22 protein-coding genes are annotated in these 19,633 nt (G+C 46.1%); 13 read left to right on the top strand and 9 right to left on the bottom strand.

The window, feature by feature from the left end; translation table 11 throughout:
- The first annotated feature begins 11 nt into the window (after positions 1-11).
- A complete protein-coding gene (gene nirB / locus HC752_RS05595; protein ID WP_190334129.1) occupies positions 12-2,525 on the top strand; it encodes a nitrite reductase large subunit NirB in 2,514 nt (837 codons plus the stop codon).
- A complete protein-coding gene (nirD, locus tag HC752_RS05590) occupies positions 2,522-2,899 on the top strand; it encodes a nitrite reductase small subunit NirD (protein ID WP_238930421.1) in 378 nt (125 codons plus the stop codon). The genes nirB and nirD overlap by 4 nt, the downstream gene beginning before the upstream one ends.
- Positions 2,900-3,042: 143 nt before the next feature.
- Here the strand turns inward: nirD and HC752_RS05585 are convergent, their stop codons facing one another.
- A complete protein-coding gene (locus tag HC752_RS05585) occupies positions 3,043-4,605 on the bottom strand; it encodes a methyl-accepting chemotaxis protein (RefSeq protein ID WP_190334128.1) in 1,563 nt (520 codons plus the stop codon).
- A 281-nt stretch (positions 4,606-4,886) separates the two neighbouring features.
- On the opposite strand from HC752_RS05585, the gene HC752_RS05580 reads away from it, so the two are divergent.
- A complete protein-coding gene (locus HC752_RS05580; RefSeq protein WP_190334127.1) occupies positions 4,887-6,557 on the top strand; it encodes an amidohydrolase in 1,671 nt (556 codons plus the stop codon).
- A 120-nt stretch (positions 6,558-6,677) separates the two neighbouring features.
- On the opposite strand, the gene HC752_RS05575 is transcribed toward HC752_RS05580, so the two are convergent.
- The gene (locus tag HC752_RS05575; protein ID WP_190334126.1) at positions 6,678-7,595 is read right to left on the bottom strand and encodes a LysR family transcriptional regulator; all 918 of its coding nucleotides are present in this window, start codon (positions 7,593-7,595) and stop codon (positions 6,678-6,680) included.
- A 109-nt stretch (positions 7,596-7,704) separates the two neighbouring features.
- Between HC752_RS05575 and HC752_RS05570 the strand changes: the two genes are divergently transcribed.
- From HC752_RS05570 to HC752_RS05555, 4 genes are all read left to right on the top strand, one after another.
- Positions 7,705-8,562: a TauD/TfdA dioxygenase family protein gene (locus tag HC752_RS05570; protein WP_190334125.1), complete on the top strand. Its 858-nt coding sequence runs from the start codon at positions 7,705-7,707 to the stop codon at positions 8,560-8,562.
- A 93-nt stretch (positions 8,563-8,655) separates the two neighbouring features.
- Positions 8,656-9,453 carry a TSUP family transporter gene (locus tag HC752_RS05565; protein WP_342029450.1) on the top strand — a complete coding sequence of 266 codons (798 nt, stop codon included), beginning with the start codon at positions 8,656-8,658 and terminating at the stop codon, positions 9,451-9,453.
- Positions 9,454-9,557: 104 nt separating this feature from the next.
- Positions 9,558-10,160: a TfoX/Sxy family protein gene (locus tag HC752_RS05560; protein ID WP_190334123.1), complete on the top strand. Its 603-nt coding sequence runs from the start codon at positions 9,558-9,560 to the stop codon at positions 10,158-10,160.
- 193 nt (positions 10,161-10,353) lie between these two features.
- Positions 10,354-10,920, top strand: coding sequence for an SOS response-associated peptidase (locus HC752_RS05555; RefSeq protein WP_238930420.1), 567 nt, complete (start codon positions 10,354-10,356; stop codon positions 10,918-10,920).
- Positions 10,921-10,980: 60 nt separating this feature from the next.
- Here HC752_RS05555 and HC752_RS05550 read toward each other — a convergent pair whose 3' ends face one another.
- From HC752_RS05550 to HC752_RS05540, 3 genes are all read right to left on the bottom strand, one after another.
- Positions 10,981-11,364 carry a hypothetical protein gene (locus HC752_RS05550; RefSeq protein WP_190334122.1) on the bottom strand — a complete coding sequence of 128 codons (384 nt, stop codon included), beginning with the start codon at positions 11,362-11,364 and terminating at the stop codon, positions 10,981-10,983.
- A gap of 95 nt (positions 11,365-11,459) precedes the next feature.
- Positions 11,460-12,281: a helix-turn-helix domain-containing protein gene (locus HC752_RS05545; protein ID WP_190334121.1), complete on the bottom strand. Its 822-nt coding sequence runs from the start codon at positions 12,279-12,281 to the stop codon at positions 11,460-11,462.
- A 3-nt stretch (positions 12,282-12,284) separates the two neighbouring features.
- The gene (locus tag HC752_RS05540; RefSeq protein WP_190334120.1) at positions 12,285-12,887 is read right to left on the bottom strand and encodes a LysE family translocator; all 603 of its coding nucleotides are present in this window, start codon (positions 12,885-12,887) and stop codon (positions 12,285-12,287) included.
- A 179-nt stretch (positions 12,888-13,066) separates the two neighbouring features.
- Between HC752_RS05540 and HC752_RS05535 the strand changes: the two genes are divergently transcribed.
- The 5 genes from HC752_RS05535 to HC752_RS05515 all read left to right on the top strand — a co-directional run bounded on the left by HC752_RS05535 (position 13,067) and on the right by HC752_RS05515 (position 15,622).
- Positions 13,067-13,555, top strand: coding sequence for an RDD family protein (locus HC752_RS05535; protein ID WP_238930419.1), 489 nt, complete (start codon positions 13,067-13,069; stop codon positions 13,553-13,555).
- 86 nt (positions 13,556-13,641) lie between these two features.
- Positions 13,642-14,085, top strand: coding sequence for a GNAT family N-acetyltransferase (locus tag HC752_RS05530; RefSeq protein ID WP_190334119.1), 444 nt, complete (start codon positions 13,642-13,644; stop codon positions 14,083-14,085).
- Between the two features lie 176 nt (positions 14,086-14,261).
- Entirely contained in the window at positions 14,262-14,540 is a 279-nt protein-coding gene (locus HC752_RS05525) for a hypothetical protein (protein WP_190334118.1), read from the top strand.
- A gap of 338 nt (positions 14,541-14,878) precedes the next feature.
- Positions 14,879-15,400, top strand: coding sequence for a hypothetical protein (locus HC752_RS05520; RefSeq protein WP_190334117.1), 522 nt, complete (start codon positions 14,879-14,881; stop codon positions 15,398-15,400).
- A gap of 30 nt (positions 15,401-15,430) precedes the next feature.
- Positions 15,431-15,622 carry a hypothetical protein gene (locus HC752_RS05515; protein WP_238930418.1) on the top strand — a complete coding sequence of 64 codons (192 nt, stop codon included), beginning with the start codon at positions 15,431-15,433 and terminating at the stop codon, positions 15,620-15,622.
- 153 nt (positions 15,623-15,775) lie between these two features.
- Here the strand turns inward: HC752_RS05515 and HC752_RS05510 are convergent, their stop codons facing one another.
- On the bottom strand, positions 15,776-16,438 hold the full coding sequence (locus tag HC752_RS05510) for a CatA-like O-acetyltransferase (RefSeq protein WP_190334116.1): 663 nt from the start codon (positions 16,436-16,438) through the stop codon (positions 15,776-15,778).
- 175 nt (positions 16,439-16,613) lie between these two features.
- Here HC752_RS05510 and HC752_RS05505 point away from each other — a divergent pair, with 175 nt between their 5' ends.
- A complete protein-coding gene (locus tag HC752_RS05505; RefSeq protein ID WP_190334115.1) occupies positions 16,614-17,186 on the top strand; it encodes a chloramphenicol phosphotransferase CPT family protein in 573 nt (190 codons plus the stop codon).
- Positions 17,187-17,276: 90 nt separating this feature from the next.
- On the opposite strand, the gene HC752_RS05500 is transcribed toward HC752_RS05505, so the two are convergent.
- The 3 genes from HC752_RS05500 to HC752_RS05490 are packed head-to-tail and all read right to left on the bottom strand — an operon-like array spanning position 17,277 to position 19,613.
- On the bottom strand, positions 17,277-18,197 hold the full coding sequence (locus HC752_RS05500; RefSeq protein WP_190334114.1) for a 5-oxoprolinase subunit C family protein: 921 nt from the start codon (positions 18,195-18,197) through the stop codon (positions 17,277-17,279).
- On the bottom strand, positions 18,187-18,879 hold the full coding sequence (pxpB, locus tag HC752_RS05495) for a 5-oxoprolinase subunit PxpB (RefSeq protein WP_190334113.1): 693 nt from the start codon (positions 18,877-18,879) through the stop codon (positions 18,187-18,189). The genes HC752_RS05500 and pxpB overlap by 11 nt, the downstream gene beginning before the upstream one ends.
- On the bottom strand, positions 18,879-19,613 hold the full coding sequence (locus tag HC752_RS05490; RefSeq protein WP_190334112.1) for a 5-oxoprolinase subunit PxpA: 735 nt from the start codon (positions 19,611-19,613) through the stop codon (positions 18,879-18,881). Before HC752_RS05490 ends, pxpB begins: the two co-directional genes overlap by 1 nt.
- Between the last annotated feature and the right edge of the window lie 20 nt (positions 19,614-19,633).

Here is a 19,633-nt window from a genome sequence, read left to right as displayed (position 1 = left end):
AGGAGATCGATATGGAACATTTGGTGATTGTCGGAAACGGAATGGTGGGGCACCAACTGGTGGTGTCACTGGTGGAAAAACACGCTCATTTACACTATCAAATCACAGTGATTGGGGAAGAGAGATCCATCGCTTACGATAGGGTTCAACTTTCCACCGTATTTTCGGGGAAGTCTCATGACGACTTAAAGCTAGGGAGTGAAGAGTGGTATCTAAAACATGGGATAGAACTGATGTTGGGCTGTCAGGTCACATCCATAGACACTGAAGGTCAGCAAGTCGTGATGGGTGATCATTCCCGACTTCAGTACGACAAATTGGTGCTGGCGACGGGCTCTTATCCGTTTGTCCCTCCCATTCCTGGGCATGAGCGTAAAAACTGCTTTGTCTACCGAACGTTGGACGACCTTTCCGCCATCCGTGCTGCGTGTGAAGGCGCGAAATCCGGTGCGGTTATTGGTGGGGGGCTGCTTGGGTTAGAAGCGGCCAACGCATTAAGGCTACTTGGGTTGTATACCCACGTGATTGAGTTTGCACCGAGATTGATGCCTGTTCAGCTTGATGGTGGGGCAGGCAATATGCTGAAAAGCAAAATAGAGTCGCTCGGCTTGCAGGTGCATACAGGCACCGCGACAGAAGAAATTATTGATGGAGAAAGCGCGTTTCATCGCATGAATTTAAGAAGCAACGATTCGCTCGAAGTCGAGGTGCTTGACGTTGATGTGATTGTGTTTTCCGCTGGGATTCGCCCGCAAGACGCGTTAGCAAGGCAAGCTGGGATTGCGGTGGGAGAGCGAGGCGGCATTGTGATTGATGATCGCTGTGTTACCAGCGTTCCGACTGTCTACGCCATTGGGGAATGTGCTTTGTGGCAACAAAAAACCTTCGGGCTGGTTGCACCTGGTTACCAAATGGCACGGACGGTGGCCGAGCAATTGTCTGGGGGGGGCAGCACATTTACTGGCGCGGATATGAGCACCAAACTCAAACTGCTTGGGGTCGATGTCGCCTCGATTGGCGATGCACAGATGACGACGGAAGGCGCTCAAGAACTGATTCTTCAAGATACCAATTCTGGCATTTACAAGAAGCTAATTACAGACGCCTCTGGGGTGCAACTGTTGGGGGCGATATTGGTGGGGGACAATGCCGATTATGACGCCCTCCTCCAGTGTTACCTCAATCAATCACCTCTACCGGAGTACCCCGCGGAGTTGCTGCTGGATGCCTCATCACTGTCGAATGATATTGGCGAGAATACATTGATCTGCTCTTGCCACAATGTCACTCAAAGTGATTTGGTGGTGGCCATTCAAGCCGGTGCGCACGATCTTAATGCATTGAAATCCGAAACCAAAGCGGGCACGGGATGCGGTGGGTGCAGCAACATGGTGAAAACCGTGCTGGATGCAGAATTGGCTGCGATGGGAAGGGAGGTGAACAACCACCTTTGCGAGCATTTTGCTTACTCAAGACAGGAGTTGTTCCATATCTGTCAGGTTGAAGCGATCCACGATTTTGAAGCGTTACTCACTTCATACGGCAACGGTGTTGGGTGCGATTTATGCAAGCCGACGGCAGCTTCAATTTTCGCATCGCTGTGGAATGAACACATTTTGGAGCCACAGCATCAAGCGCTGCAAGATTCGAACGATGCCTTTATGGCTAACCTGCAAAAAGACGGTTCCTACTCCGTTGTACCTCGTGTTCCCGGTGGGGAGATAACGCCAGACAAGCTTATCCGTTTAGGGCAGGTTGCCAAGCAATACGATCTCTACACCAAAATTACGGGCGGGCAACGGGTTGATCTGTTTGGTGCCAAGATGGAGCAGTTGCCTGAAATATGGGAACAACTCATCGAAGCGGGCTTTGAGACGGGTCATGCTTATGGCAAGTCGCTGCGAACAGTGAAATCGTGTGTTGGGTCAACATGGTGTCGATACGGGGTTGATGATTCAGTGAGCTTCGCGATTGAGCTTGAAAACCGCTATAAAGGTTTACGTTCGCCTCATAAGCTAAAAATGGCGGTGTCCGGCTGCACGAGAGAATGTGCGGAAGCGCAGAGCAAAGATATAGGTGTGATTGCTACTGAAAATGGCTGGAATTTGTATGTTTGCGGGAACGGGGGAATGCGCCCTCGCCATGCGGACCTGCTGGCCTCTGATTTATCAAAAGACGAACTCGTTACCTTGATTGACCGTGTGCTGATGTTCTACGTTCGAACGGCCGATAAACTTCAGCGGACGTCGGTATGGATGAATAACCTTGATGGCGGAGTGGAGTACCTGAAAAGTGTTGTGATAGGGGACTCGTTAGGGATCAATGGGCAGCTAGAAGCACAGATGCAACGTATTGTGGATTCTTATCAATGCGAATGGAAAACCGCTGTGATGTCGGATCAAAAACGCGCTCGGTTTCGCCCATTCATTAATCATGAAGGTGATAGCGTTCCGTTGCCTTACCAGAGAGTTCGAGGGCAACGTATACCCAGCACAATTCCGACTCAAAATTTAGAGGTGAAATGATGTGGAAGAAGATTTGCGATGTAAACCAGCTTTCGCCGTACCAAGGTGTTGGCGGAGTGTGTGATGATCATCAGATCGCTTTATTTTTAGTGCCTGCCGATGTGTTTTTAGGTTCAAAGGATCCGGATAAGCCGCCGCGGGTTTTTGTGGTCGGGAATTGGGATCCAATAGCTAGGGCTTACATCATGAGCCGAGGCATTGTGGGCAATCAGGGGGAGGCGTTGTGTGTTGCCTCTCCAATGTACAAACAGCATTTTAGCTTAGAGACCGGCGCGTGTTTGGAAATGCCCGAACAGAGTTTGAAAACGTGGCAAGTCAAGATCAAGAACGATGAAGTGTGGATTAAATCTGATCAAATCTCAGCGCGAACTTAGCCAACGTTGAACAGAGGTGAGGCATTGATTCAATGCTTCACCTCTTTTTTGTTCGGTAATGCCCTTCATTTTGTTCGGTAATGCCCTTCATTTTGTTCGGTAATGCCCTTCATTTCGCTCGGACTGTGCCATGTAAGTCAGCGTTATTTCTGTTCGAACTGTTTCGCCAATTGGAACAGCTTATCGACCCCTTGTTTTAATACTTGGCTGTTTCTTTCGACCAAATCGGTTTCAGCCAAATTGTTCTCGGACGTTTGAGCAATAGAATGTACGCGATCACTGACTTGGCTAGACAATTGAGTTTGCTGGTTAGCCGAGTCGGATACTTGTTCAATCAAACCGTGTATTTCGGTCATCATTTGCTCAATTTGCAGGAGGCTTTGCGCGCCTTCCTGAGCAATCATAACGCATTCGCTGGTTTGATCTCGGCTGTGTTCAATCTCTTTTTGCCATGTTGAAATGGTTGATAACATTTGGCTCAAGCTTGCTTGAATGGTCTCGGTCGCTTTTTGTGTGCGTGAAGAAAGCGCACGAACTTCGTCAGCGACGACGGCGAATCCACGACCTTGCTCTCCTGCACGTGCTGCCTCGATTGCGGCATTCAGTGCCAACAGATTCGTCTGCTCTGCAATTCCGCTGATCTCCGACATCACCGAGCTGACTTTCTGTGCTTGTTCGCTCAATTGGTAAGTCGTTTGCGTTGCTTTTTCTGCGTTCGAAGCCAATTGATCTAACTGACCTTCAGTTGCGTCAATTTTGGATCGGGTTTGGTCGCACTGAGATTGCGTATCGCTGATCAGCCGTTGAGTTTGGGATGCGTGCTCAAACACTTGGCTGGCAGAAGATGCCATATCATTAACCGCATTTGCCACATGATGAATGTCGGTATTCTGCTGTCGAATGGCTCCCATGGCTCGAATGGCGGTATTGCTTAAATCATCCGAGAGTTGATGAAGAGGAGCGGCTGAATCGGTCATTCTCCCAAGAACCGTGCGAATGCGTGCTTGCAATAACTTGATATGGAAATCTGCAGGAGAGGCAATGTGACTGCCGGAGTACACTAAGCGACTTATACTGTCGTATTCTGATTGCAGCTTTTTCAGGAACACAGGCGTATCGATGAGTTCTTGGCGGAAGAAAACCGCGAGCGCTGCCGCGGGTAACGCGCTTATCATAAGTTGCCACGATAGACCGCTTTCCATCATGCTGGCAAGGATGGGTACGGCACATGCAGCGGCAAGCGCAGAGTATTTGAACGCGGTCGGTAAACCAAAAGCAAAATGACGCCCGCTCTTCTCTGCTTCAAGCAGCGTTGAATAGGCTTTTGAAGCCACATCAACCCACTTTGATTCTGGTTTCACTCGAACCGATTGATATCCCGTGATTCGACCCTGTTCGTAAATGGGGGTCACATAAGCATCGACCCAGTAGAAACCGCCATTCTTGGTGCGATTTTTCACAATCCCTCGCCATGCGTTACCCTTCTTAAGGTGGGCCCACATATCCGCAAATGCCGCTTTAGGCATATCGGTGTGGCGAACAAGATTATGGTTCTGCCCTAACAGTTCGTTTTCTTCAAAACCCGCGATTCGACAAAAGGCAGGGTTACAATACGTGATCACCCCTTTTAAGTCGGTGGTGGAAACAAGCTGTTCATTGTCACCCACTAGAACTTCTTGAGCTGATTTTGAAGAGGCGTGAGGCATGTGATTTTTATCCCATCTATATAGTTTGTTGGATGCAGTATAATCATAATAATCGTAGGGAGTAGAAAATAAAATTCTACCAAAGTAAAGTTATATGACTCGTCACTCATAACCCGCCTTGATGTTTATTTGAGCTTTTAAAGAAAACTCATATATGCTTTACCTATCTGGTATGAACTTTTCACATCGGAAGCGACAAGATAGTGACCTATTATGTACTCAGTCACCTTGGCGTCAGATTCGGCTAGGTATGAAGAATCTCATTGAATTGGAGCGGCGGAATGACACGTCTAACGGTATGGTATTCCTTAATTTTTATTTGTTTTCCTACCTTTGCCGTCATGAAAGCGGACTCCGTTATTCGCAATGCCAGTATCTATACAGGGAAAGGATTCCGAGTTTCCGCGATGGCGATCCGAGAAGGGAAAATTGAGTATCTTGGAGATGAATCAGGGCTAGAAGATTACCTTGATGTAGAAACCAAAATCATTAATGCGAATGGTGCATTGGTTTTACCTGGGTTTATTGATAATCATAACCACGTTTTTGAATCGGCTTCCGAAGTGGGAGGCGGCTGCTATGTGGACCCCGACGTTTTTCTTGAAGAACAAATCCCCTATTTACGTTACTGCAAAGAATACGGAGAGAAACAAAAGTGGATCATTGGATATGGTTTCCAGCTGGATCGTATTCTTCACTCATCAAACAAGCGTACCCCGCTTGAGGTACTCGATAGTGTGTTCCCTGATAAGCCTGTGGTTCTAATGGAGCAAACGTCGCACTCTATGTGGGTGAATACCGCAGCCCTTAATGCCGCCAATTTTACGGCGAAAACACCGCACCCCGCTGGTGGTCGTATTTTGAAAGACAAACGCACAGGTAAGCTCAACGGTATTTTGTTGGACAATGCTGGTGATGTGGTCATGGAGCTTGCGTGGAAAAGCACAGATAACCTGTTTGATGCCAGTTACAAAGGGCTGATTAATGGGTTAAAAGAGTCGGCACGGCATGGGATTACCACCATTGGTGATGGTCGGATGTATTGGAAGCGCGGCTGGTTGGAAGTGTGGCAACAGGCTGAAATTAATGGCGATTTAACCGCTAGAGTGTCGCTTCGACCATGGATTTACCCTCAAGATGACAGGCTGACGCAACTGCGATATTTAGAGCGTATTTACCGAAATGACGATGAAGGTTGGCTACGTATCGATCAGGTGAAAATGTACAGTGACGGCACATTGACCAATGGTACGGCGAAAACGTTGGCACCGTATTTGTTTTCGTATATGCCGCAAAGTAAAGACGGGTTGTATTACATCCCACCAGACGAGATGGACGAATGGCTGCGTTTGCTCAATGGTATTGGTTATGGTGCCCACATCCACGCGATTGGCGATAAAGCCGTGCGAGCATCGCTCGATGCTATCGAAAGGCTTGATAATCAAACCAAAACGGCTGCCTATACACTGACGCATGTTGAAATGATAAATAAAAAGGACATACCAAGGTTTGCTCGGTTGGGCGTTACTGCAGACATGCAGGTTGGGGCTGACTACATTGCACAACAAGATCATGCTTGGGCGACGCCGTTTATTGGGGCGAAACGGATTCGCAATTTGATGCCGTTGAGCCAATTATATCGTTCAGGTGCCAACGTCAGTTTAAGCAGCGATTGGAGTGCGCATCCGATCAGTCCATTGGTGGGCATTGCTAATAGCCTGAAAATGGGGAATCAGGGGCTTCCCAATATTGATGCCGCGATAAAGGTCTACACTCAAAACCCAGCGATAAGCCTAGGAATTGAGCATTTAACGGGCACACTGGAAGTAGGCAAATCCGCTGATGTCGTGATACTTGGGGACGACATTACTAAAATGTCTCTTGATGATATCCCTTACACACCTATTTGGCTCACCATGGTGATGGGGAACATCGTTTTCTTGCTCGAATAGCGGTTTTCTTGATCGAATAGCGGTTTGCTAACTCGACCCCAACTTTAACGCCGATTTTTTAATTCCATTTAAGCCTGATTAGCCCATGCTTGCTTTGGTTCACTCACGTCTTCTGGTTACTCATGCCTTGTTAAACCATGGACGGTTTGAAAGACGCGCCTTGATAAAGTCTAAGAATAAGTTCACTTTCAACGGACGCTGTTGCCTGACATCGGACACTAATGCGACCACATCGGCTCTCGGAATCGGGAAGTCGGGTAAAAGTGAAACCAACTCACCCGATTTGAGTTCTTTGGTCACGTCCCATTCTGAACGTTGAATGATGCCTCTTCCATCCACTGCCCAATCTTTCACCACTTGTCCTACGTTACTGGATAACTTGGGGTGAATTCTTACCCCAGTGAGTGGCTGATTGCCAGTGGTTTCAAACTTCCACATGGTTACATCTTCGTCATTTTCACGCAAAGCGATGCATTGATGCTTGTGCAAATCTTGCGGACAGAGCAAAGGTGGCGAATTTCTTAGATATTGAGGAGATGCCAGTAAAAGGCGTCGATTTTCTGCAAGATGTATGCATTTAAGAGAAGAGTTCTTAAGTTCGCCAATGTAAACCATTACATCTGGGTGTTGTCGGTCTGTCCAACGTGGTATGTCTGAAAGAGTCAGGTCGATATCAATATTCGTGTATCGTTCTTGAAACTCTGTAACAAGAGGGGCAATGTAATCGATGCCAAATCCCAATGGGGATAAGACTCTCAATTCTCCCTCAATGACCTGTTTGTCCGCGAGGATTTCATTCTGCAATGATTCAATGTCCATAAGTAGCTTACGCCCCCGTTTTGCCAGCTTTTCCCCCTCTTCAGTCAGTGTTGTGGAACGGACGCTTCTTTCAACTAATCTCACATTTAATTTTTTTTCCAGTGCTTGCAACCGTTGCGAAATGCTAGGTGGTGTAACGTTGAGCGTTCTGGCAGCCGCAGCCAGTGAAGGGCTGTTGGCGATTGTGTCAAAAAATTCAAGATCTTGTGAAGTAAGCATTAAGGTCAACCTTAATATTGAAGTTAGATATGATTAATTTAACTACATGTTGAAAATTGATACTAATAATGCCGTCGCATAATTAAACAAAAAGACGGGCTTAACGATCATGGACAAGGTTGCAACACCACAATTTAAGATAGAAACACATGTAAGGCGATTGGCACCTCACATGGGCTTAGAAGTTGAAGGGCTAAAACTGGCAGATCTGGATGAAGATGGGCTTATCTTTGTCAAGGAGCTGCTGCTTGAAAGCAAGTTATTGGTTTTTAGGGAACAACACATTTCATCCGAAGATTTGATGGCTTTTTCAAACCAGCTGGGTGATGTGCAAAAGTACCCATTTTCCAGTGGCATTGACGGGTTCCCAAACATTGTAGAAATCCGCAAAGAACCACACCAGCTCGAAAATTTCAGCGGAATGTGGCATGTGGACTCCACCTACTTGGATAACCCACCAGACTTTACCATTTTAACGGCTCGCGCCACGCCCGAAGTGGGCGGCGATACTGTTTTCTCGGATAGCCAAACGGCATTTAGCCAGTTGTCGAGCGGTATGAAGGATTTCTTGCTGACTAACGATGCTGTGTACATCTCGAACAAGCATCAGTCGGCAAAACAAAAAACACCTCATCTAACCAATTTTAGTGAGATTGCAACAGCGAATGCCTCGTTTGAAGCCATCCATCCTGCTGCGAAAATCAACGAAGATACAGGGCATGCCTCTATCTACGTTAATAAGGAGCACACACAAAAATTTGTCAACATGACCGTAGAAGAAAGTACCCCAATATTAGAGTACCTCTGCGAGTATGTTGCCAGACCTGAGTTCACCGCCCGCATTAAGTGGGAAAATGGCACGGTTGTTATGTGGGACAACCGGTCGGTGCAACACCACGCGGTAAACGATTACTACGGTTCATTACGTGTAATGCATCGAGTGATTGTGAATCGTAGAACGTCCTAAATCCATGTTTTACCGAGCCTTGGTCAATGGTACAAGGCTCGGCTTTTTTTGCCCTGTACGGAGTTTTGACAAATGGAGCTGTCACTTTTTGGCGTGTCTGAAAGTGTTTTAATTTGGTTGTTTTGCGCCGCATTGGTTGCTGGCATCGTGGACGCGATTGCTGGAGGAGGTGGGCTGATCACAGTACCAAGTATGATGCTGGCAGGTGTACCACCACTGATTGCATTAGGAACCAACAGATTACAGGCAGTCATAGGTGAAACCACCGCGTTAATTACCTACTGGTTGAATAAAGAAATAAAACTGAGAGGATTTGGATTTGGCATTGTAACCACGGCAATCGGGGCGGTATTAGGCTCTTATTCGGTGAGTTTGTTTTCAAAAGAAATATTGCAACTTCTCCTGCCTGTCCTAATGGTGTGCATTACTTTTTACTCGATTTTATCCAAAAGAATTAAAAATAACTTAGCAACCGAAGCCAAAATTTCAAATCGTCGTTTCATGTTGATGTGCGGCTTAGCGATTGGTTTTTACAACGGCTTTTTTGGCCCAGGAACAGGTTCGATTTGGATGGTGGCTTTTGTGATCCTGTTAGGCGTCACGATTAAGCAGGCAACTATTGCAACGAAGCCACTGAATCTTATGGGGAACTTTGTCTCGTTATTGTTTTTTATCGGGCTAGGCTCTGTTGATTACACATTGGGACTTGTTATGGGGGCTGGACAAATTTTAGGTTCAATCGTCGGAAGTAAAATCGTAATCCATAACGGTGATAAAGTCGTTCGCCCTGTCTTTATCACCGTGACATTGCTTATGACAGTCAAATTGATTGTTGACAGTGGTCATAACATGTTTGTATCTGAAACGATGGCACTGATTTCTAAGCTATAAATAGCTTGAAACATAAGGAAACATCACGCATTTGTGAAGCCAGTATGAGGGTGCTGGCGTTTCCGAAGGCATAATGCCAAGGATGTAATAAAGGGGGAAAGGGCATGAATGTAAACGTTGATTCAACCATACTCATCGCGCAGCGATATGGACGCGTAAGCTCTCGTGCAATGTTTGGCGGCACAGGGATTTTCTGTAACGATGTCATTTTCGCGGTGGCGCGCGATGACCATGTTTTTCTAAGGGCTGGGGACCAACTCAAAGGTCAATTGGTTAAAATGGGTTGCGGCGAATACCAACCAGAGCCACAAATGAAGGGTGATTTTAAAATTGCCGCTCACTATTTTTCACTATTTTCCGATCTCGATGAATTCACTTTCGTGGAGGCGGTTCGCTTGTCTATCGACGCTGCCAACCGTGATCATCGAGCCAACCAACCTTTGCGGTTGTTGCCCAATGTTCGTCGTCTTCACCTTAAGCTGTTTCGTCGAATTGGTATTGGCTCGATGACCGAGCTTCAGCGAGATACAACCGCAGATATAGTGAGCAAAATCGTAAAGCTCGGGCTTGATTTGGATGTGTCGCCTAAGTTGCTTTACGAAATTGAAGGGGCGAGAACGGGCCAGCATTGGACGGTACTCCCCGAAGAAGAAAAGCGCAGGCTAGATGCCGATTATCAAATGATCGTAGGCAAGCAAGCATCCTAGCTGAGACTTTTCAATGCATCGTTTGATGCAGTTGTTGAGGGACTGATAGCCATAGTGGTTATCGCGATGTCAGCACGTAATAATCTACTCGTTTAGCAGATCTTCGGATCTGCTTTTTTTATTTTCATTTTTACAAATAGGTATGACGTAAAAACCGCAGACTATACTGAATCTGTAGGATTCAGTGGAAATTATGATGTGCGGCAGACTGAATGTTATGGACGATCCATTTGCTCAGCAGGTTTGTGAGCAGCTTGGTATTCGATTTTTGACACAACCCAACTCCGATGTCAGACAAACAGATACGCTTGCTACGGTAGGCGCAGCCCCATTTGGTTTACAACAATACGACCTTAGCTGGGGTATCAAGCCCCATTGGGCTAAAAAAGTCATCATTAATGCGCAAGCAGAAACGGTCGCTTCCAAGCCAACATTTCGAAGTGCTTATGAATCGTCACGCGTGGTAGTGCCCTGCAGTGGTTGGTATGAATGGGTATCACGTGAAGGTTTAAAGCAAAAGTACCTTTTCGAACCACCAAAAGATGAACCGCTTTATATGGCTGCGATTGGGTTAGAGTCCATGAACAATGTTGTTACATTAACGACTAAACCCGATAAAGTTTACGAACCTTACCACCATCGAATGCCGCTTCTCATCCCACCTAACGAAGTAGACCGGTGGCTATGTGCACCCTCAGTCGATACCACCGATTTACTTGAACGTTCCGGTGACTTGCTTTTGAAAGTCACAAAGTGTTGATTTATCCCTGCTAATTTTTGCTAAGTAACCTGAACTCGGGATAAACGGTTAAGTAGCCCACTAGTCTTCTATCACGTTGCAGCACCCGCTATAGGCTTCCTGACCGTGCACAAGGAGTATCGTCTCGTATTGATATACTTTATCGCTCATGTCATCAGAGCAGGTGTGAGTGTCGGCTAACGTTATAACAATCTGTTGGTGAAACTGGTCATCTTCAGCTGTGATGACCCATTTATTGGTGTGATTATCGGTCTCTATTGATTGTGTAACGCTGACCGAGAATTCGTCGGTAGAGAGTGATTCGAACGACGCTTTTTTCGGCGTGACTTCTAGGTACCAATCGGGCTCACTGCCTACGCAGTTCAATACGTCACTGGGGATAGACATCTCTTCAGTTGCAACATGAACGTTAAACATCATTAGGCTTAAAAGAAGTGTTCGCATCACCTATTCCTTCCCATATTCTATAGAATCGATAGTAAGTTCGACTCTATATTGAATTATTTTTAATATGCAACTGTACGTTATTGGTGTGCGAGCTAGGTAATGAAAAAGGACTGATAAAGCTTAGGGGTGATCGCCATGCGTTTTTTGAAATGACGTTGAAAATGCGCCTGATCAGAAAACCCAGTTTCAGAGGCGGTATCGGCTAAAGATAACCCACGTTTAAGTAGAGATTTTGCTTTGATTATCCGTTGGTCTAATTGGTAGGCATGAGGAGAAACACCATATTGCCGATTGAATGCTCGAATTAGCTGGTATCGACTCATGTCTACTTCATTTGCAAGCTTATCCAGTGCGACATTGACTTCCAATTGATCGCACAGCATCTCTGCTGCCCGATTCAATTTTGATTCCGTTTTCAGGGGCTTATTGAGGCTTGGGCTAACAGGATGTTCAAAGATACTTGCCAAGTATTCAACCATCAGCGATTCAGTCACCAACGCGTTTTTCTCTGATAAAAGCGATTGATAGAGCTGATGAAATAACCGATACAAATCAGAGCGCTGTTCGTATTGATGGAAGAAAGGTTGGTAATCCACACCGCTTTTTTTGGTCCACTCTTGCTGTAATTTGCCAATCCACTGGGTATCGACAAATAGCATTCGATAAGACCACTGCGTTTTGTCTGGATTGCAAGAATGCATGTCTCCGGGGTTAATCGTCACGGTGTGACCTTGATGCACCTGATGGGTGTGATTCAGGTTGCGATAGCTTGCACATCCACCATCGATAACACCAAAAGAAAACTCATCGTGGGAGTGAGCTTGATAGCATGCGAATGAATCAGACGCTGTGCGCATGTCGACAAATGGTAGGCTTTGAGATTGGGTCAAAAATACTGAATCATCTTGCTTCATGTTTTAACTCCACCACATCCCTATCACCGTTGCCGTTAATAGCAAACCCATTGTCCAATTGAATGCTCTTTGACGCTGAGTGCTATTGAGCCACTGACCGATAGCTTGCCCAAAACATGCCCAAATACCGACACCAAAAAGGCAAACTAATAAAGAGATAGTGACGAATAGCGGTAAATGCAAGTCTTGGGTACTGCTGCCAGCAACAAACAAAGACACGCCAGACGAAGCGTAAAGCCATGCTTTAGGGTTCAATACTTGAGTTAATGCACCCTTACCAAACCCCGGCGCATTCTGCCCAATATCCGTCGCCTTCAGCGGTTCAGGGGAAGCGGTAGCGATTTTATACGCTAAATAGATCAAGAAAACCGACCCGACCAATTTAAGGTAGAAAGTAAATGCAGGCAGGGTTAGTAAAAGTGAACCAATCGTTATCCCACTGAGCAGCACAACAATTGCGTAAGAAACAGATGCGCCAACGACATAAACCGAAGCCTTGCGTAAGCCGTATTGAGCGCCAGATGCCGCGGCAATGATATTCACCGGACCAGGTGTCGCCGCGCCAGCGAACGCGAAGACAATCATAGACAAGACTAAAGACTCCATTCTGTATTTCCTTGATTGACGTGGAAAGACAAACGTATCGAGATTGCTGACTGAAGTATTGAACGAAATTGCGGGGCACATATAATAGAACCTTCGCTCAGCCGTTTCATTTCACCAATGAAACCGCTAGATTTTTTCGTTCACGTTTTATTTTTAATAGAGTAAATGGATACGGTTAAATGAAAGTCGAACCGACAGTCGTTGATGTAAAAGCTGTAGAGATGGCGGATGCCAATCCAGAACAAATTCGACAGGGAAAACGGGGAGAGGATATGGAAGATACGCGTATTCTAGCGAGCCCCGGTAGGCGATATGTTGGGCAAATAATAGATGGTGCTATTTCTTGGGCGATTTTTCTCACAGTAATGGTCGTAACGGACTATTTACAGGTTGGAAGCGATGTTGAAGTTCTGACTTCTATCGCTGCTGCCGCCACCTATTTTATATTCTCGGATGCCCTGCCACGGGGTAAAAGCATCGGGAAATTGGTATTGGGTATGTCGACCATCAACAAATCTACGGGTAAAAGCTGTACTTTGTGGCGCGCATTTTTACGCAATATTTTATCGCCCATAATTGGCACTATCGACGCTCTCTTTATATTGGGTAAAGGTCGGCAAAGAATAGGGGATAAATTAGCGAATACGATTGTAGTGTTAGATAAATAAAGTTTTTGTAATCAAAGAGTTGTTTTCATACACTCTGAACACGACAATGTCGGAATAATTGGCTTAATTAAAGAACGGATTCTTATATGGATTTAATGAAAGCAACCACCGAACATGTCGCTATTGCAGCGGACCTATTTAACCAATATCGAGTCTTTTATGGCCACGAAAGTGATATCGGTGTCGCGACGACGTTTATCCAAGAGAGGCTCGAAAACAACGAGTCTGTGGTCTTTTTGGCTTTGAATGAGCAAGGTGAAGGCATCGGGTTTACCCAGCTTTACCCGACCTTTTCATCGGTATCTGCGCAGCGCTCTTGGATTTTAAATGACCTGTTTGTAACGGAGAATGCGAGAGGGAAAGGTGTAGGAAAAGCGCTCATGAACGTAGCGAAAGAATTGGCGGTAAGCACCAATGCCAAAGGTTTAGCCCTTGAAACCGCACGCGATAACCTTACTGCGCAAACGTTGTATGAATCTTTAGGGTATGAACGCGATACCACCTACTACAGTTACTTTTTGAGGGTGTAAAGTTCAGAGATTTTTTCTTCTAGAATCGGTACGTTGCCGTCATGCGTAAAGCTCTCTAGCCGATGACCTGCACCATCGTTCCACAAGAAACATACGGCAACTTGGATGTAGATACTTCACACCCTATTGTATAATCCCACAACAATGAGATCAGCAGATTCTAGAAATGGGAGATTATGATGAACGCGTTGGAGCACAAATTTAAGCGTTGGAAACAAAAACGAGAAGCAGGAAAAATCCGATACATTTTTAACTGGACCATTTTCTCTGGTTTCGTCGCTTTGCTGGCAGCGTATTCGATACCAGCTTTGTCGAAGCATGATGTTTCGGCTTTAGTCAGTTTGTCACAAGCCGCTGGGATTGGTTTGGGTGGCGGTTTCGTTTTCGGTGCGCTGAGTTGGTTCATCAATGAAACTTGGTATCAAAACGAGCTAAAAAAACGAGAAGAAGAGTAGGGCTTTAGAAAGTAGAGGAAAGCTTATCTTTTCAAGACGAGTTTCAGTATTTGGAAGCACACATAATGCTCTTAAACCTCAGCGTTAGGCATGGTCGAGAATCCAATGTAATATCGGTAGGTGTTATTGAAGTATCAATATAACTAAGCATCTTGAAGCTACTTGGGTATTTAAGCCAATCAAATATATTTAGGACGAGCGAAACATGGTACAAAAGTTTTTCATTGTTTTAGCCGCAGCGAGTTTACTGTCTGGTTGTGCATTGATGACGCCAACAGAGGCGGCCAACTTTCCTGAAAAACAGCCCACGGTTTGAAGTGAAGGGCCGAGAAGGGTGGATGCCTGGGAAGAATATTCGTTTTGGTGATTATTCCAGTAATGTCAGTAAAGGCAAAATTACGGAGCATAGAAACGTGTTTTTCAGTGGCTATTACATGGTCGAAAACAGTGATCGCACCGTCACTATTAAACAATTTGGACCAAACAATACGTCGGCTTCTCTGAATTACGAGCAAAACTGTATTGTGAAGAGATATCGAACTTTCCGCGATGAAGAACTGGATACTCGAAGCATCAAGAGAATCATTGCTCCACATATTGGCAGGCTTGAGTTTAATAACAAGCGCTGGCATTTAAATGAACTTGAGCTAGTTGATGATGCTGGGAATACTTTTAGGATCGAGTCGAGAACGATAGTTTTTAATAACAAAATAGTCGCCGAATACGTGTTAAATTATTCGAGAAGTTTTTTAAGAGAAGCCGATTATATTTGGTTGGATGAAACTCAAACGAGTGAGACAAAAATGATTGTGGCGACTTTGCTAACGTACCTCTCCACGGTGCAACCACTACCCTGCTAAGTGAGGTTTAGCTTAGTTGGATAACGGCGAATGAATCTAGCACTGTTTGATTTTGACGGTACCATCACCAACGAAGACACCTACACAAAATTTATTTTTTATTCTACGCCCAAGGTTAGAATGGGTATCGGCTTGCTGCTGGTATGGCCGATTATATTTCTTTATAAGCTTGGGCGGCTGCAAGCCTGTAAAACGCGCAGTCGCGCTGAAAGAGTGCGATAAAATATACGCGTATGGCGATACCTATGAAGATTTGCCAATGCTCGCGCTCGCAGACGAAAAATGGTACCAGTGGGAAATCGTGAACGAGTAAGTTTTGTTTTGGGTATACATTTGGGAGCACTGGGCTCCCATTTTTAGATCTAGCTTAAAGGATTAAAGCAATCCCGTTAGCAGCTTTTCCGGCTCAGCTAAGTATTGCTGTAGTTTGTCGTAGTACATTGAAATATGCCAACCATCCATAAGCGCGTGGTTCGCTTGTACTGAGACAGGCATATCGACGTAACCGCCTTTATCGATAATTTTCCCCCATGAAATGAGAGGAATGGTGGAGGGAATATTCAGGTTAACGGGGTGAACAAAGGAGGTAAACCGCAACCAAGGTAGGCACGATGTGTAGATAACGTCGTCATTCTCCAATTTGGCATCCAGAATGATGTTCTTTGCAATGCGTGACTTCTCGGATTCCATCAAATTATTAAACTGGGTAAAAGATTCGCCTTTCTCGACTACCCCAAAGCTAAAAAGTGGGGGTGCTTTGGTCATCGCAACAAAACCAAACTTCACAGACTCATATTCCACAATGTTGTCGCCATGCTCCCTCATTCTAAACTCTTTAATGTCATTGGCCGCCGCCAATACCGCGTAAGAGACCAAATTGAAGATCGACATCGAGTGTGTTTTGGCATAGTAAAATGAGTTGGTCAGTTCGACTTCGGCACAAAACCCAACATAGGGGAAGTCCTTTTGGCTGAAATGGTCATAATGCGGGGCTCGTCCCCACGTATTTTTATCAATCACTTTTGCTGACGTTGTCATGTTTGATTCCTAGCTTTTCATTTTTGTGTGAACATTATGAATTCAATTGCATTTTAAGGCGATATCTTCAGGTAACAAAGAAAATCAAGAATGCCCAGAAGTGGTCGGCTTAGCTTAGCAATGAACCGTTTCCTATCATTTACATTGTAAATTTGAAGAGAATAGAGAATAGAGAATGGATGTCATCTTACTGAATGGTCCTAGTAGCAGCGGGAAAAGCAGCATCGCAAAGGCTTTGCAAGACATGTTGGATGTGCCTTATCTACTCATAGGGATCGATACCTTCATCTCGCTTATGCCAGACAAGACCAATAAGCTTGGTGATATTCCCGAACCCGCAGAGGGTTTTTACTGGGAAACGCAACATACCAGTGGCGAGTCAATGTATCGAGTTCGGAAAGGACGATATGGCGAACAGGTGAACGACGCATACAGAACAACGGTTAAACATTTGGCAGACAGTGGGCTGAAGGTGATTGTGGATGAGATAGCGGATGGAAACCAAGAGGTTGAAATATGGCGGGCTTTACTAGAAAAACACCGCTGCTTTTATGTCGGAATCAAATGCAGTGAAGCGGTTTTAGATCAAAGAGAATGGGCTCGCGGCGACAGAAAAGTTGGGTCTGCGCGTGAGCAAATGCAGCGAGTACACCGCGGAGTGAATTACGATCTGGTTATCGACACAACGTCAGCATCCCCTCAAGAGTGCGCACTGATGATTACAGAGGCAATGAAGACGCCAGTGTAACTCCTTGCTATATGTTAAATATCAAGTGATGAGAAAGATGGTGACGCCTTTACCGTTTTATGAGTTCGACTTCATTCGCTCGACAACACGCTATTTAGTTTGCATGACTCGATTGAAGATGACGCGCTGCGCCTCTGCTTCGCCAACGTCCATTTGGTAAAAACGGATTTGGCTTCCGGGGGCGCGTTGCGCAAGCTGGCCAGCCCCTAACGCACTTAAACACCCTATTTTGGGGTAGCCCCCGATGGTTTGCCTGTCTCTCATGAGCACGATGGGTTGCCCATCTTTAGGAATCTGTATTGCACCGTAAGCAATGCCTTCTGAAATAATGCCGTCCCGATTGCAGCGAATGGCTTGACCAGACAGCCGGTAGCCCATTCGATCAATGTTGGATGAGACTTCATAAGCGCTGGAAAACAGAGTCATGATGTCGTTATTGGGAAAATCTCGGTACTGGTATCCGAGCATCACGCCCAATTCCAGTGGCACAGTATAGTCGGGGATCGCCCATTTGGGTGTCCGAGTGTTGATGTCGTCTTTACAAGGGATAAACCGTAAAACATCCCCTTGTTTTAACGCGCGGCCCCCTTCTATGCCGCCGATTTTCTCTCGTGATACCGTCGAAACGCTGTCGAGTTGTGGGTCGATAGTAAAACCGCCCTTCACCGCCAAATAAGCGCGCAGGCCACTGGCAGGAGAATCGAAACTCAAGGTATCGCCTTTTCGAATTCGATAAGTATTCCAAGGCTGAATTTTTTTATCGCCGATTCTGGTGTTTAGGTCTGCTCCTGTTATTGCAATGCAAGTATCTGCGAGTGCCTTTAAAGTAAGCTTTCCAAACGTGATTTCAAGCTGTGGTGCGTTTTGTGGGTTGTCGAGCATTCGATTTGCCCAACAAAATGCATGTTCATCCATAGGGCCGCCCGTGGTAATGCCCATGTGCTGATACCCGAAACGCCCGAGATCTTGAATCAAAGCAAGCAGCCCCGGATTAATGACTTCAAAGCTCATCGAACTGCCCTCCCAAGTCCAAAAATTCTTCGCGAGTAATGGGGCGAAAGCGCACTTGATTGCCGACCGCTACACGAGCCAGTGAGTCGCTTTCCCAATCGATCATCTTGAGCGGCGTTCGACCCACTATTTGCCAACCACCGGGTGTGGCGCTTGGGTAAATCGCCGTTTGGTTATCCGCCACGCCAACGCTGCCTGTGGGGACGTTTAAACGAGGGGTGGATTTGCGTGGCATGGTGATGCGTTCATCTGTCGTCCCCAAATAGGCAAAGCCGGGGCTAAACCCAATGGCGTACACTTGATAGATCTTATCGCTATGGATCTGGATAACTTCACTTTTGCTCAGCTTATGGTGATCGCAAATCTCTTGTAAATCCAGTGCGACTTCGTCGCCATAGTAAACGGGTAGCTCAACGACTTGTGAAGGCTGAGTTTTTGTATGGGCAGAACTTGATTCTCGAAGCACTTCTTTTAGATGGGCAATAATGGCGAATCGATCGGTTTTGTTGATGTCGTAGCACACCAGAATAGAGGTGTACGACGGGATAATGTCGATCACAATGTCGCCAAGGTTGTTGCGTATCCTGTCAATTGCCCAGCTGATTTGTTGCGCGACGTGTTCGCTAATTTGGTCGCCAAAGTACACGATACAGGTCATCTCATTGACCGGCTCAATGCGCATCAGTTGGCTCTCCTCATGACTGCCGCCGCTTCACTCACTCTGGCCGCGTGCTCGCCGTCGCCGTGAATGCAAATGGTGTCGACGTCGATGGACAGCTTTTTGCCTGTTATGGTGGTCACACAGCCTTCTTCGATGATTTGGCCTATTTGATTTTTGATGCGAGTGAAATCGGTATACACCGCCCCCGCTTTGTGGCGAGAAACCAGATAGCCTTCGTCGTCGTATGCCCGATCAGAAAACGCTTCAAACCACACCTCAATGCCGTGCTCTTGTGCCATGGCTCGAATAATGTCGTTATTTGGGGTTGCCATCACCACGAGCGGGCAAAGTGGGCGAACTTTGCGAACCGCTTTCATGATGGTAGCCAGAATGGTTTTGTCTTTCATCATCTGGTTGTACATCGCGCCATGAGGTTTGATGTAGCTGACTTCAGTGCCGTGTTTTTGGCAAATCGCATCCAGAGCACCAATTTGGTAGATCAATATGGCTTCGAGCTCTTGGGGGGCAATATCCATATTACGACGCCCAAACCCAACGAGATCGGGGTAGCCAGGGTGGGCACCAATTTTTACGTTGTTCTCGACGGCCATGCGAACGGTTTTGTCCATGGTCAGTGGGTCTGAAGCGTGAAAGCCACACGCAATGTTCGCCATGTCGATAAAAGGCATGACGTGAGAATCCTGTCCTTTAGCCCAGCCGCCAAAGGACTCACCCATATCGCAATTCAGTTTCATGTTTTGTCTCTTAAACGATG

This window comes from Vibrio sp. S9_S30 (genome assembly GCF_014694455.1).
Taxonomy (GTDB): Bacteria; Pseudomonadota; Gammaproteobacteria; order Enterobacterales; family Vibrionaceae; genus Vibrio.
The sequence above is the reverse complement of the archived record's forward strand: the minus strand, read 5'-3'. Positions and strand labels throughout refer to the sequence as shown.